This is a genomic window from Crenothrix sp. (assembly GCF_043729335.1).
Classification (GTDB): Bacteria; Pseudomonadota; Gammaproteobacteria; order Methylococcales; family Methylomonadaceae; genus Crenothrix.
Window position 1 is genome coordinate 84292 of record NZ_JAYTLQ010000060.1, and the last position, 12634, is coordinate 96925.

Here is a 12634-nt window from a genome sequence, read left to right on the forward strand (position 1 = left end):
GGCGATTCAAAATTTATGGGGCAACAAGATGGGCTGGCAATGCAAAAAATAAATGCCATGACCGTCGATGTCGAAGATTATTTTCAGGTGGCAGCTTTAGAGGCTTACATTGAAAAAAGCCAATGGGATAGCCTGCCGCATCGCGTAGAAAATAACACCCACAGAATATTGGATTTGTTTGCCAGCAAAAATATTAAAGCCACTTTTTTTACTTTAGGTTGGGTCGCTGAGCGTTATCCGGAACTGATCAAGCGTATTGTCGCAGAAAATCATGAGCTGGCGTGTCATGGTTATGCGCATAAGCGGGTTACTGAGCAAACGCCCGATCAGTTTCGTGAAGATATTGTCAGGGCTAAAAAAATTCTGGAAGATATTGGCGGAGTGCAGGTTATTGGCTACCGTGCGCCCACTTACTCCATCGGTGCTAAAAACTTGTGGGCCTTGGATGTGTTGCTGGGAGAGGGTTTTAAATATAGCTCCAGTATTTACCCGGTTAAGCATGATTTATACGGTATGCCGGAAGCATCGCGTTTTATGTTTGAACCTATCGCTGGCCAGGACTTTAAAGAAATCCCCATTACTACCTTAACGCTGGGTGGTAAAAACTGGCCTTGTGGTGGCGGTGGCTTTTTTAGATTTTATCCGTACGCACTGTCAAAATGGGCCTTTCAACGGGTAAATAACAACGAGCAGCAATCGGGTATTTTCTATTTTCATCCTTGGGAAATTGATCCTGAACAGCCTAAACAACAAGGTTTAAGTGCCAAGTCCAAATTCCGTCATTATCTTAACCTCAATAAAATGGAAGGTAGAATCACACAACTGCTTACCGATTTTAAATGGGATACCATGCAAAACGTTTTTCTAAAATAAAACCAGCAATTGACGCACTAAAAGGGATTTCTACGCATGATTAAAACATTGGATGTTTCTGACTACGCCCGTTGGGATGATTTTGTTAATACGACAGATGAAGCCACGTTTTTCCATCTGTCGGGATGGAAAGAGGTTATCGAAACGGCTTTTGGTCATAAAACCTATTTTCTGTATAGCGAACACGACGGTGAAATTACCGGTATTTTGCCGTTGGTGCATGTTAATAGCCTGCTGTTTGGTAATCAGTTGGTGTCGTCGGCGTTTTGTGTATATGGCGGTATTGTCGCTAAAGATGAGCAGACCTATTCAGCGTTAGATCAAGAAGCCTGTCGGTTGGCTGAACAACTGGGTGTTGATTGCCTGGAGATGCGCAACAGAACGCAAAAAACACCGGAGCGGCCACACAAAGATTTATACGTGACTTTTAGAAAAATACTGGATGCTGATGTAGAAAAAAACATGCTGGCTATTCCCAGAAAGCAGCGGGCAATGGTGAGAAAAGCTATTGATTCAGGCCTTACCAGCACTGTTGATGTCAATGTTGACAGGCTGTACCAAGCGTATTCAGAAAGTGTGCGCAATTTAGGTACGCCAGTTTTTTCTAAAATATACTTTAAAATTTTAAAAGAAGTATTTGGCGAGCAATGTGAAGTATTAAGCGTTGAGCTTAATGGCCAGTTGGTCGGCAGTGTGATGAATTTTTATTACAAGGATGAAGTATTGCCTTATTACGGCGGCGGTACGGCGTTGGCGCGGGATGTGAAGGGCAATGATTTTATGTACTGGGAAGTGATGCGCCGTGCGGTAGGAAAGGGCATTAAAGTGTTCGATTTTGGCCGCAGCAAAATCGGTACCGGTTCGTACAGCTTTAAGAAAAATTGGGGCTTTGTGCCCGAGCCGTTGTTTTATGAATTCTATCTGGTTAAATCTAAAACTCTGCCGGATATTAATCCTTTAAACCCTAAGTACCAGCTGTTTATTGCAGCCTGGAAAAAGTTGCCGTTGCCGGTTAGCCAGTTTGTGGGGCCGTTTTTATCTAAAGATTTGGGGTAATGGTTTTTTGAGTCACAACATGGAGATCGTAGCTTGCCGCAAGAATTGTATATAATCAGTTTGGTGTTTTCCTGTTTGGCACTGCTTGTTTCAATTGTGACAGCCTGGCTTACTTTGTTTCGCAAAGGTAAATTGGTGATTACCCAACCAGCTGTCGTGTTTTTTGGTCCTGATGGTTCTCGCTTTGATAGTAAGAAAAACAAAGTATACTTACGCGCACTTCTATATAGCACCGCTAAGCGAGGTCAAGTTTTGGAAAGCCTCCATATTTCATTGCAACGCAACGAATCGAAACAAAACTTCAACATATGGGTATACGGAAATAAAGGTGACTTAAAACGAGGAAGTGGTCTTTATATACCCCAAGAAGGCGTTTCTTATGATCATCACTTTTTACTGCCGGAGGACGGGACTAATTTCGCCTTTCTTTCAGGTTCATATAAATTGATTGTATTTGCGAAGTTGGTGGGCAGATCAACTTTTCATGAAATGGCATCTATACATTTAGCAATCAGTGACGCACAAGCGGCTAAATTGTCTGAACCAAATACTGGAATCTATTTTGATTGGGGGCCAGACCAACAATCCTATCAATCGCATATTGATATGAAGCTCGAAAAAGAGTCAGATTTTGAGCAATTTCTAGAAGTAATGGCACTCAAGAAAATGCAGCCGATGCAAAAAACGAGCAGTTGATTTTGAAGTTCTCTCTGGGAGTTATATGCTACTGATTAAATGTATCGGCAAACTCCAGAAAGAAATAGAGGTGATAAAATCGGATTTATTGATTGAGGAGTCTAATGATTCGCTTCTTGGGGATTGGCACGCTAACCTAATTTATATCGATCGCAAAAAATGTATTTTCTTTGTCATTGATTATTGTTTTCCTATTGATTTGCTCAGAAACCTGTATGGATTCGAAAAAATAAATTATTTTTAAAACCTGAATTAATGATGTGGTTTTGCATAATATTGTTTTTAAACATTAACTTAACTATCTATGAGTATCAATAGCTTTTCTTATGAAAGACCTACTTTTCCTAGTCCACCGTATCCCATACCCGCCCAACAAAGGCGATAAAATTCGCTCGTTTCATTTTTTAAAGCACTTATCAACGCTTTATATCGTACATCTAGGCACATTTATAGACGATGCTAACGACTGGCAATACACCGATAAAGTGGATGCGTTGTGTACGAGCACCTGTTATCAGCCTTTAAATGCCCTACGCGCCAAACTAGGCAGTGCGACAGGATTATTCACAGGTGATGCGCTAAGTTTGCCGTATTATCGTAATCAAGCTATGCAAGAGTGGGTAGACAGTACCGTAAAAACTCATGGCATTGAAAAAGTGCTACTGTTCTCATCGGTGATGGGGCAGTTTATAAAGCCTGCACATAATGTTGAAATGGTGGTGGATTTTGTCGATATTGATTCTGATAAATGGCGCCAGTATGCAGAAAAAAAACACGGGATAGCCAAATGGATATATCAGCGCGAAGCCAAATACCTGTTTGATTACGAACAAGCATTGGCAGCCAGAGCTAAAGCCAGCTTTTTTGTATCGGAGCAGGAAGCTGGTTTATTTAAAAAATTAGCACCCGCTGTTAGCGAGAAGATTTCGCATATCAACAATGGTGTTAATGTGGACTATTTTTCTCAAGAACATGATTTTGACTCACCTTACTCAAATAATGAGAGCGCGCAAATATTGGTTTTTACTGGCGCAATGGACTACTGGGCGAATATCGATGCGGTGAAATGGTTTGTTGAACAAGTTTTTTCACAGGTCATTAAAAGTCATCCAGCTGCCAAATTTTATATCGTCGGATCTAAGCCAGCCCAAGAAGTTCTGGATTTGGCGAGCAGTCATGTGGTTGTCACGGGTGCGGTGCCGGATGTCAGGCCATACCTTGCTTACGCGAAGCTTGCTATTGCCCCGTTAAGGATTGCCAGGGGCATTCAAAACAAAGTATTAGAGGCCATGTCTATGGCTAAACATGTAGTGGCGACCTCAGCGGCAATGGAAGGTATTGCTTATGATTTGACGTTGTCTGTATCGGTTTCTGATGAAGCAGAGATTATGATTGAGCACATAAACGCCTTGCTCAGCAAACCTGAAATTACTCTTTCTTTAAATAACCGTGACTTTGTTAAAACTCAATTTAGCTGGGACAATAATTTAAACGATTTAGTAACGTTAATCGGGTAGGGTCTTATTAAATCGGTATATGACAGGTTTCTGGTGTGTGCTGTTTTGTGTTAATAAGCGCCACATTAAGGTATCGTGCAAAAAAATTGGGGTGTTCGTCTTTATTGGTAATCAAATGCGCAGCGTCTTTCATTAATAACAAAAAAATTCTGGTCATTTTTTATTTAACCACGGTATGCGTTCCTAATGCCGCCAGGTAATCTGCATGTGCTTTGAACAAGTTGCTCGAAGCTTCAATGGCCATAATAGCTGCATCACCAGTGGCTAATTCACGCATGTTAACAAATAAAATATTGCTTGCGCCTAAATCAAAGCGTTCCCGCTCACCATTTTCAAGCTCTTCCGCCGTTTTTTGTTGTTCTTTAATCAAACTTAGCCGCTGACGTGATGCAGCAAGACGTGATAAGGCATCTTTAATATCTGCAGCAATGCGGTTTTCTGCCAAATTAGTTTCCCACTTTAACCGCTGTAAATTGGCGGCAGCGGCTTGCGCTTTACCTTTGGCTGCTCGTTGTTGTAAAGGGAAATCGAAATTTAAGCCGACATACAGTTCATCACGGTTTAGACCAGATTTACCTTTGCCATTATCGACTGAACCTACGACAGATAAATCTACTGCTGGTGCCTGTTGGTTTTTTTGCAGCTCTAATTCAGTTTCAGTTTGCTTGGCTTGAACATCTAAGCGTTTCAATTCAGGGCGCTGCGTTTGTGCATGTACCCATGCTTTGTGGTAATCGGCATCGACAACAGGCTCTTTGGGAAAGTCTTTGGGCAATTGCTCAGTTGTGGGCATTTGTGGCTCACCTTTTTCATCACGCCAATATAACGATAGTTGAATAGCGCTCTGTTCCAGCATGCGTTGTGCGGCTACACGCCGCTCTTGGCGTTCAATGATGGCACGTTGATTATCCAGTGCTTCAAATTGTGGAATATCACCAGCAGCTACTCGTTCTAAAATGCCAGAATTACGTTCTTCGGCTATTTTCAATAAATGCTCTGCGATCAGCAACCGTTGCCCAGCTAATACCCAATCCCAATAACGGTATGCTGCTTGCCTCCGGATATCTAGCAAGGCTTGGTCAACATCATGGCCAGCAATTAGTTGCGCTAATTCAGCTTGCTTTAATCCTGCGCGGCGGCGGTCAATCTCACGGTTACGCCATAAGGGTACATTAACGCCAGCGCGGAGCTCACCATCAGTTGCGGTAATATTTTTGCCGTCATAAATAGGGTAATCACCTGTACCACGACGCCAACCACCAAAAAACGTGGTTCCCCAGTAAGGGGTAGGCTGCTCTACACTGACATCATAGTTTTGATTTTCGTATAAACCAATGACAGACCAACGGTTTTGTGATTTTACGACCGTATCAAACGCCCCTTGAGCCGAAATATAATCACCTTCCGTTACCATCCGCCGTTGTTCAGTAGCTAGCAACGCAGGGAAAGATTTTTCGGCAGCACTTAGCACATCGTCCAGCACTAAGGTTTGGACTTTTGCATAAAGAGCGGCCGGAAGCAATAAAAATACCAATAAGGCAACTTGATTAGTCATCATCACTTTTTTTATCCCCCCTTTAGGCTGGATTTGTCGTCCTTCACTTTTTCTGGTGCTGTAGGCTCTGGCAAGACCAAGGGGGGGAAACCATTAAAAATACGCCATAATTCATAGCCTAACGTTACTTGCCCCAATAGCACCCAACCATTGACTCGTACCCCTTGGCGTAAAAAACGAGGTTCGGGCCAGGCTATATCGTTTTTATCAGGTGAAACCAGAACGCGGAAATGGCCTTTACCATCATCAGTCGAATCAATTAAGGTAACTTGGCCGCCAAAAGAACCAATAGAAAACTCAGGCCAACCGCCAAATTGAACAGCAGGATAGCCTTCAAATTGCAAACGGACATGGCTGTTTTTGACCACCAAAGGTAAATCATTGCCATCTAACCACAGTTCGACAGCCCTTTCCTGGCTATCGGGCACTAAAATGGCCAACGCTTGGCCCGCTTTAATGAGTTCTGCGCCCGGATTGGTTAAAAGCCGCAAGATGGTCCCTTCTCTAGGGGCAACAATGGTTTGGGTCATTTGGCGTGCTAACCGGGTTTCCAGCTTGAGTAATTCGGCTTTAACGTAATTTTGATCTTCTATCGCTTTATTGAGTTCAGAACGGCTTTTTTCGATAGCCGAGGTGGTGTCGTTGCCTAATTTGCCAGCATCGGAACTGAGTGCGTCTATTTCACTGTTGGCGGCTTGCAAGCTGGCTTTTGCACGTTCATATTCGGTTTCGCGCTGGGCTTTTTCCAGTTCGGCTAATTCTAAGGTGCGTTTGGAAGCTAGGCCTTTGCTGAACAAACGTTGTTGACGTACTAAGTTAAGTGCGGAAGTTTTTTGTGCCGCATTTGCTGCTGCCAAAGCTTGTTGTGCAGCTTTATTGCGTTCACGCGCCATCAATATGCGCGAGTCCGCCGCTGACAAGGCTTGTGGCCTAGCCAGTTCTGCCATACGCAATTGAACTTGTAATGTTTGTAGGCGTCGGTCAACGGCTGCTTGGCGTTCTAAGACTACTTTTTTCTCAGCTTCAATTCGTTGCAAAAAATGCGGGTCATTATCGAGCATTTGGGCCAACACCTGACCTTTTTTTACCCGTGTACCTTCGGTAACAAGCCAATGAGCAATCCGCCCTTCAATGGGAGCATCAATAAATTGTTGTCGTTCGTAAGGAATAAAGGCAATCACTCGCCCATAACCCCGTACGTTTTGTTGCCAAGGCGTTAACATCAAGAAAATTAACAGTAATAAAAATAATACCAGTAATGAACGAGCAATTTTACCAGCCAGCGGCCAAGTGGTGGCCTTATCTAAAGCACTGAGTTGTGTTTCGGGTAGAATCATTGTTGGCTAGCCCACAATTGTGGTTGGGTTTTCTACAAAAACACCCTTGACGATTTTACCGCGCCTATTACACAGGTTAATCACTTTAGGTTCATGGCTGGTAACAATTAAGGTCCAAGAAGCCTGTTTAGTAAATAACACGGCCAAAAGGCTAGGAAGCACGCGGCTATCAATGCGGTCAAGCACATTATCCAGTAATAAGAGCCTAGGGTTGCCGACAATGGCGCGGGCTAAGGTCAACCGTAAAGTTTGTTCGTTGGTTAAAGGCTTGCCATGAATAGATAATCGGGTGTTCAATCCTTCCGGCAATAATAAAATGTCATCGAGTAAACCAACATTTTCCAATGCCTGTTTTAGCGCCTGTACAGGTAAATCACGCCCTAATTGCACGTTGTCCAGGACAGATTCTTCCAAAATTTCTGGTTCGCGCACCAATGCAATCGTGTTGCGTAGCTGTCTGAGGTTGAGGTCGCGTAAATCTTGCTGATCTAAACACACATGGCCTGTCAGGGGAATCCGCAAACCATATAAGGTATCAAATAGGCTGCTTTTATCTGCACCTTCGGTAATGGCTAGTTGTTCACCCGATACCAAATGCAGGTTGAAGTCAATTAACGCATCATAATCGGTATTGAGCGGCAGGGATAAGTCAACGACATCCACTTGGTAAGGCGAAGCTTTGTTTTGTGGTGTAATGCCTGTTACTGAGTCCTGGGGGAGTTCGAGCAAATAGTTGATTTTGTCGGTACTGGCAACCATTTCATAAAAATTATCCAGTGTTTTGCCTAAGCGGGTCAAGCCATAGATCATAACGTTTACCACCAATTCAGCGGCGATCAGTTGGCCGAGGCTTAACTGGCGTTCAATGACCATCCAGCCTCCCATGCCTAATAGCAGCGTATTGGCCAGAGTATGCAGGATGAGGGCGCCGGTATTTTGCCGCGATAAAATGCGAAAATGTTTAGCGGAGGCTTCTAAATAAGTTAGTGCGATGCCATTGGTTTGTTGTTTTAAAAATGCTTGGCCTTGCTCGGTTTTGCCTAGCATCGGGTTAGCCGCTAAATTTTCTAACCAGGCCAGGGCATCGTACTTGGCTTTAGATTGCTCAATAGCGGCATTAATGCCATTTTTGCCTAATACAAACAAGATGAACACGATGGCGGCAATTAGGAATAAGTCAAATGCTAACAATAAAGGATGGTAAAACGCCAATAACACCATGCCAATGAGGGTCTGCAAAAAATAACCCAAGGTTTCCATCAGCAACACAGCCGCAGTTTTCTGCAAGGTGACAACATCGAGAAAGCGGTTGGCCAATTCGGGCAAATGTTGTTTGTCACGTAGGCTGTAAGACGCTTGTTGCAAGTTGAAAGCCGCCTCGCCAAATAAACGCACGAATAAGCGGCGTTGTAGCATATCAATCACGTAAAATTGCAAACCAACCAGAAAATTGCTAAATCCAACCAAAACAAACAAAATCAAGGTCAACACTATCAATGGCTGGAACAAAGCGCCAAACGAGATAGTATTAACCAACGCTTGCACAGCAACCGGCGTGGCCAGGGACATCAGGCCAATACCAACACCGAAAGCCAGCAAGGTCTTAATGTCGTGTTGCTCAATGTTAATGAGCAATTTCAGCCGGTTTAATGGGTTATGTGTAGATGCCATAAAAATACAGTTAAGTTTTTGATTTTATCCGATCAGTTTTTTTTCGATAGGCTATTTGAATCCATTTAAGAAAACAAAGCCAACACTGAGCCTATCACAAGAAATTGGATGAGCGTCATGTATTTATCCGATTTTGGCTGGGCTAGCCAGCGGCTATAGGTGTTTTTTAAAACCTTATAGGCTCTACGTGGAATCGGCCAAGCCAAGCCGGCCAACATCGTGAAGCCTAGCCAAAAGGTCATAATTTCGGCCTGTCTTGGCGATACCTTAAATAACCACTCAAGTAGATGTTCTAACCCCCATTCTATTATTGACACCAATACATGCAAAAAATGCCCCAGTGTAAATAATAGGTCGTGGCCAAACATCAGCAAGGCAAAACCTACCAGTAAGCTATGGAGTATTTTGATGCCTATTTGTTGCCATAAATCATAGGGATACTTATTTAGCCATTTTCTGGATGTGCTAGCTGTCTTCATGATAAACTCCTCGCAGTTGTGGAAGGATTGATTGCTTAAACAAAGGGGTTTATTGGTATTTAATATATCGGCCTATCTAACTCCTTAATAGCTTGCTTAAGTTTCAACGGTCAATTAAAACTCTCCGCAAAAATGAAAATTCTCCGACCTGAACACAGGGAGTTCAGGTTTACAGCCTGTTCCTTGATGCCCCCGTAGGAAGTGGCCGTGCCGATGCTGGTAGACGTTATCTGACAGGATTTTCACAACCACCTACCAGACGATCAACCAAATTTATCAGCCGAGGGCAAGGTAACAACCAAGCGGGTTCGGTACTATCGGCTACGTAGTAACTGGTCACAATAACCAGCTCACCCAGCCAGCGGGAAAGCTCTGTCGCGTTATCCATTTGCGGATCAATATCCGTTGTAACCTGATTTAAAATGACCGCCGCCAACGTCAGGCCCCGACGTTTGATCGCTTCCACAGCAAGTAAAGTTTGGCTGATGACACCCAACCGATCCGGAGCGATCAGTAACACCGGTAAGGACAGAGCTACGGCAAGATCAGCATTCAGTACTCCCGAAGCCAAGGGCGAATAGAATCCGCCAGCACCTTCAACCAGTAAGAAATCGGAATCTACCACCCCTTGGCGGCAAACGGCAGTAACATCACCGAGTGTCAGGGTTTGACCGGCCAGATTTGCCGCCCTTTCCGGCGATAAAGCCGATTCAAACCGGTAAGGGCAAATGTGAGCCAACTGCTCATCGCTGCCAGCGGCAACCTGCAGAGTAATGGCATCGGCAGGGATAAGGTCGTTTTCGCCACGCAGGCAACCGGACTCCACCGGTTTGCGTGGGCGCACAACCAAGCCGCGTTGGTTGAGATGATGCGCGATGTTTGCGGAAATGCGGGTCTTGCCGACACCCGTGTCAGTGCCTGTTACGAACAGTCCGCGCCGAATCAAATTAGCCATTAATCCCCCGTTGTTCTATTGAAGTTCAATGAATTGCCCCACGATTCTTCATCGTTTGTTTTAATCGCAGGCAATCCATATTTGATATTTACACTTTCATATTGAATCAGCCCGTCCTATACCTCAAGTAGTCTTGGTAGTCCGCCCCATGAAATACCCATATCACTTCTGCTATGAATTTCGTTTTATTAACTTGAACACTGTAAAATATTTTCAACAACATTTTCTAATTCCATACACCGAGAACCCTTAATCAAAACATTAATGCCAGGTCCCAGTTGTTGCAGCATTACTTTGAAAAGCGCTTGATTATTGGCGAAATGACTTGCGCCTTGCCCAAAACTGTTGGTAGCAAAACGGGCAAGATCGCCTACAGCCAATAAGCATTCAACACCCGCAGAACGAGCGGCGTAGCCTGCCTGAGTATGCCAGGATTCGGCCGCATCGCCGAGTTCAGCCATATCACCTAAAACCAAAATTTTTTTACCCGACAAAGAAGACAATGCTTCTAATGCCGCCAGCAGCGAGGAGGGGTTTGCATTGTAGGTATCATCAATAATAAGGGCGCCACTAACCGATAATTGGGGCTTCAACCTTCCTTTGATGGGGCTAATAGACTCCAAACTGGCGGCAATCGTGTTTAGCCCCACATCCAAAACCAAGCATGCAGATACCGCTGCTAAGGCATTCAGGGCATTATGCTGCCCCATTAGATTCAAGTGACATTGGGTTCTCCCCCAAGGTGAATCAATAGACAGTTGACCGCCAGTGGGCGTAGGCTGCCAATAACCGCGCACATCTGCGCCAGGGTTAAGGCCAAATTGTAGGCAATGCCGTTTGCCCAACTGGCTATGCCAAATAGGTTGGCATGGATCGTCACCGTTGAGGATAGCGATACCGTTGCCCTCCATGGTTGCAAAAATTTCGCCGTTAGCCCTTGCCGCACCCTCTACCCCACCAAACCCTGCAACATGGTCTAATCCGGCATTGGTAATTATTGCAATATCAGGTTGGGCAATATTGCCAAGGCGGGTGATTTCCCCATGGCTATTGGCACCCATTTCTATGACGGCGGCCCGATGGCTGGCATTAAGCCTTAGCAAATTTAGGGGCACTCCCAGTTCATTATTCTGATTGCCCTGCGTTGCCAATACGGCGGTATCCCCATAGTGGCATTGCAAAATGGTGGTGACCATTTCCTTAACTGTGGTCTTGCCATTGCTCCCCAAAACACCTATAACAAGTAACCCGTATAGCTGCTGCCAAACCGTGGCCAACTGTCCTAATCCCTGCACAACGTCTTTTGCAAGCAATAAGGGTAACTGCGTGGCCACAAGCCGACTGACTAATGCAGCACTAGCCCCCCTTGATTTTGCATCTTCAATATAATCATGCCCATCATGCCGGTAGCCTTTAAGCGCCACGAACAGTGAACCCGGTTCTACAAGCCTAGAATCAATCGCTATGCCATTAAATTCAGCATCCTGACCGATCAGTGTGGCATCAGTCCATTGTGCAGCTTTAGACAACGTTGCTTTGATCATTGTTTTAACCCTCATCAGGTTTTAAAAATAGCCTTCCCGTTTCTTCTTTTCCATAGAACCGGCCTGATCCTGATCCAGGAGCCGTCCTTGTCTTTCGCTTTGTCGGGTGACCAACATTTCAGCGATAATGTCCTGGACGCAAGTGGCATTACTTTCTATAGCGCCGGTTTGGGGATAACAGCCCAAAGTACGGAAACGAATTTGGCGCTCTTTCAGGCTGTTACGTTCGTTGTGGTTTAAATGCGGCAGCATCCGCCCGTCATCCAAGGCCAGAATCTGCCCGCTACTTTCGTCAATCCAGCTTAGCCGTTGCGCTGAAAAGTACAGTGGCACCAGATCAAGATTTTCCAGCAGGATATATTGCCAAACGTCCAGTTCAGTCCAATTGGAGAGCGGAAAAACCCTGACCGATTCGCCACGGTCAATTTGGGCATTATAAATTTGCCACAGTTCAGGCCGTTGTTGCTTTGGGTTCCACTGGTGGTTGGCATCCCTAACCGAAAACACCCTTTCTTTGGCGCGCGACTTTTCCTCATCACGGCGTGCGCCACCCAGGGCCGCATCAAAACTGTACTGATTCACGGCTTGTTTCAATGCTTCGGTTTTCATCAGGTCGTTATACTTGACCGAACCTGATTCGATAGGGTGTATGACCGCTGCCAGCGCTTCCTGGTTGATGTGGACTATTAGCTTAAGCCCCAAACTGGTAATCAGGTTGTCCCGAAAACGTGCCATTTCGGCAAACTCCCAGGTAGTATCGATATGCAATAAGGTAAAAGGCAGATTGCCGGGCCAAAAAGCTTTTCTGGCCAGGTGCAGCATGACTGTCGAATCTTTACCAATGGAGTAAAACAGGCACGGCTTCTCAAAACAGGCGGCCACTTCCCGTATAATAAAGATGCTTTCAGCTTCCAACTGTTTTAAGTGCGTCAAATTCATGAGGCTTCCCTT

Annotated in this window: 13 protein-coding genes; 5 read left to right on the forward strand and 8 right to left on the reverse strand. The window is 44.8% G+C overall.

Annotated elements, in window-relative coordinates; genetic code table 11:
• Positions 1 to 39 precede the first annotated feature (39 nt).
• The 5 genes from ACHZC4_RS14870 to ACHZC4_RS14890 all read left to right on the forward strand — a co-directional run bounded on the left by ACHZC4_RS14870 (position 40) and on the right by ACHZC4_RS14890 (position 4142).
• Entirely contained in the window at positions 40 to 873 is an 834-nt protein-coding gene (locus ACHZC4_RS14870; RefSeq protein ID WP_394754654.1) for an XrtA system polysaccharide deacetylase, read from the forward strand.
• Positions 874 to 909: 36 nt separating this feature from the next.
• On the forward strand, positions 910 to 1929 hold the full coding sequence (locus ACHZC4_RS14875; RefSeq protein ID WP_394754655.1) for a FemAB family XrtA/PEP-CTERM system-associated protein: 1020 nt from the start codon (positions 910 to 912) through the stop codon (positions 1927 to 1929).
• 33 nt (positions 1930 to 1962) lie between these two features.
• Positions 1963 to 2625: a hypothetical protein gene (locus ACHZC4_RS14880; RefSeq protein WP_394754656.1), complete on the forward strand. Its 663-nt coding sequence runs from the start codon at positions 1963 to 1965 to the stop codon at positions 2623 to 2625.
• A gap of 25 nt (positions 2626 to 2650) precedes the next feature.
• Entirely contained in the window at positions 2651 to 2869 is a 219-nt protein-coding gene (locus ACHZC4_RS14885; protein ID WP_394754657.1) for a DUF6933 domain-containing protein, read from the forward strand.
• Between the two features lie 82 nt (positions 2870 to 2951).
• Positions 2952 to 4142, forward strand: coding sequence for a TIGR03087 family PEP-CTERM/XrtA system glycosyltransferase (locus tag ACHZC4_RS14890; protein ID WP_394754658.1), 1191 nt, complete (start codon positions 2952 to 2954; stop codon positions 4140 to 4142).
• Positions 4143 to 4149: 7 nt separating this feature from the next.
• Here ACHZC4_RS14890 and ACHZC4_RS14895 read toward each other — a convergent pair whose 3' ends face one another.
• From ACHZC4_RS14895 to cysD, 8 genes are all read right to left on the reverse strand, one after another.
• Positions 4150 to 4299 (reverse strand): hypothetical protein, encoded by a 150-nt coding sequence (locus ACHZC4_RS14895; protein ID WP_394754659.1) that lies wholly within the window; start codon positions 4297 to 4299, stop codon positions 4150 to 4152.
• Positions 4300 to 4302: 3 nt separating this feature from the next.
• Complete coding sequence (locus tag ACHZC4_RS14900) at positions 4303 to 5700, reverse strand: TolC family protein (RefSeq protein ID WP_394754660.1); 1398 nt, start codon at positions 5698 to 5700, stop codon at positions 4303 to 4305.
• Positions 5701 to 5708: 8 nt separating this feature from the next.
• Positions 5709 to 7034: an HlyD family secretion protein gene (locus ACHZC4_RS14905; RefSeq protein ID WP_394754661.1), complete on the reverse strand. Its 1326-nt coding sequence runs from the start codon at positions 7032 to 7034 to the stop codon at positions 5709 to 5711.
• A gap of 6 nt (positions 7035 to 7040) precedes the next feature.
• Positions 7041 to 8705, reverse strand: coding sequence for an ATP-binding cassette domain-containing protein (locus tag ACHZC4_RS14910; protein ID WP_394754662.1), 1665 nt, complete (start codon positions 8703 to 8705; stop codon positions 7041 to 7043).
• A 65-nt stretch (positions 8706 to 8770) separates the two neighbouring features.
• A complete protein-coding gene (locus ACHZC4_RS14915) occupies positions 8771 to 9184 on the reverse strand; it encodes a hypothetical protein (protein WP_394754663.1) in 414 nt (137 codons plus the stop codon).
• Between the two features lie 226 nt (positions 9185 to 9410).
• Positions 9411 to 10139, reverse strand: a complete 729-nt coding sequence (gene bioD, locus ACHZC4_RS14920; protein ID WP_394754664.1) for a dethiobiotin synthase — start codon at positions 10137 to 10139, stop codon at positions 9411 to 9413.
• 188 nt (positions 10140 to 10327) lie between these two features.
• Positions 10328 to 11683, reverse strand: a complete 1356-nt coding sequence (gene murF, locus ACHZC4_RS14925) for a UDP-N-acetylmuramoyl-tripeptide--D-alanyl-D-alanine ligase (protein WP_394754665.1) — start codon at positions 11681 to 11683, stop codon at positions 10328 to 10330.
• Positions 11684 to 11704: 21 nt separating this feature from the next.
• Complete coding sequence (gene cysD, locus ACHZC4_RS14930; RefSeq protein WP_394754666.1) at positions 11705 to 12622, reverse strand: sulfate adenylyltransferase subunit CysD; 918 nt, start codon at positions 12620 to 12622, stop codon at positions 11705 to 11707.
• Between the last annotated feature and the right edge of the window lie 12 nt (positions 12623 to 12634).